At 32.3% G+C, this 1955-nt stretch carries 1 protein-coding gene; it reads right to left on the bottom strand.

The window, feature by feature from the left end; genetic code table 11:
* Nucleotides 1-1955, bottom strand: a 1955-nt coding sequence (locus ABJD66_RS02885) for an FAD-binding and (Fe-S)-binding domain-containing protein (RefSeq protein WP_348128005.1), incomplete at both ends; no start/stop codon positions are given.

Below are 1955 nucleotides of genomic sequence, written 5' to 3'. Positions count from 1 at the left end.
AGTATCTATTTGGCTTAAGTATTTATCAAAATTAAATTTGTAAACATTTGGTAAGCTACGCTCTGGAGCAACACCACTTATATTTTTAATTACACCACCAAAAAGTGATGAATTAAACATAAAATTAGTCATTTTGGGCATTTTACTACCTAAAGCGTTGTATTTTGTATTAAAAGCAAACAATTTATTTCTAAAAGAATATCCGTTAACTTCTTGGTATTGGTAACTAAACTCTGCCTTTAAAGTAGCTATATCTACATTACTAGGGCACTCACTAGAACAAGCTTTACAACTTAAACAAAGATCAAAAACCTCTTTAAGCTCTTTTTGGTTAAACTTGTTAGCCTTCTCTGTATTAGTTAGCATTTCTCTTAGCGCATTTGCCCTACCTCTAGTAGTATCTTTTTCATTACGAGTAACGTGGTAACTAGGACACATTGCACCAGAAGACTTTTCTGTTTTTCTACAATCACCACTACCGTTACATTTTTCGGCAGCTTTTAATATTCCTTCACTTTCTGTAAAATCTAATAATGTTTCTATTTCAGGTTCTTTCCGGTCAATTTCATACCTAAAAGACTCATCCATTGGGTAGGAGTCTACAATTTTACCTGGATTAAAAATTCCTTTAGGATCAAAGTAAGATTTTATTCTGCGTAGCAATTGGTAATTTTTATCACCAATCATTAACGGTATAAACTCTGCTCGTACAATACCATCTCCGTGCTCACCACTAAAAGAGCCATTGTATTTTTTAGTTAATTTAGCTACATCAGTTGTAATATCTCTAAATAATTTAACATCATCTCCTTTTTTTAAATTTAATATAGGACGCAAATGTAACTCGCCAGCTCCCGCGTGTGCGTAATACACAGCACTCTGGTTATGACCTTTCATTATTGTTGTAAACTCACCAATAAATTCTTTTAAATCTTCAATAGCAACGGCAGTATCTTCTATACAAGCAACTGCTTTTTTATCGCCAACCATATTACCCAAAAGCCCTAAACCAGCTTTACGTAGTTCTACAGCCTTTTTTATATCATCTCCAAATAAAATAGGATTAGCATAACTAAGACCAGATTTTTTTATGGTATTTAGTAAACTATCTATAAAATAATTTAAGTCTGCTTTAGTGTTTGCTTTTAACTCTAGCATTAATAATGCAGCAGGGTCTTCTTCTACAAAAAATCTATTTGCTAGTTGTGCTCTGTTATTTTTTGTACAATCTAAAATAACCTTATCCATCATTTCACATAAATGCAGTTGGTGCTCCATAACAGGGACTACATCTGCCAAACAATCTTCTAAAGAATTGTAATGAGTAACAACCATTGCCGCATACTTTGGCGGAATAGGATCTAAGCTTAGTGTAATTTCTGTAGTAAAAGCTAAAGTACCTTCACTACCACTTAACAGTTTACACATATTAAACTTAGCATCGTTACCAAAAACACTATTATGCAATAATTCATCTACTGCATACCCTGTATTTCTACGATGAATAGATGGTTTTGGAAATTCTTTTATAATTTCTTCTTGGGTTTCTTTTATACTTAATTCATCAAAAATAGAATTATAAATTTTACCCTCTAGCGTATCCTCTTCTCTTTTTTTATGAAACTCATCTTTAGTTAAATCTCCAAAGTTAGCCTCTGTACCATCAGACAATATAGCTTTTAAAGAAACAGTTTTTTCTCTTGTAATACCATACTGAATAGATGTTGTACCAGATGAATTATTACCAACCATACCACCAATCATACATCTATTAGAAGTAGATGTATTTGGCCCAAAAAACAACCCATAAGGTTCTAGAAAAAGGTTTAACTCATCTCTAATTACACCAGGCTGTACTGTAACTTGCCTTTTGTCTTTATCTACACTAATTATTTTAGTAAAATGTTTAGATACATCTACAACAATACCATCACCAACACATTGACCCGCTAAAG

The organism is Cellulophaga sp., from assembly GCF_039943695.1.
In the GTDB taxonomy this organism is placed as follows: domain Bacteria; phylum Bacteroidota; class Bacteroidia; order Flavobacteriales; family Flavobacteriaceae; genus Cellulophaga.
This window is presented reverse-complemented; position numbering and strand designations above follow the sequence as displayed.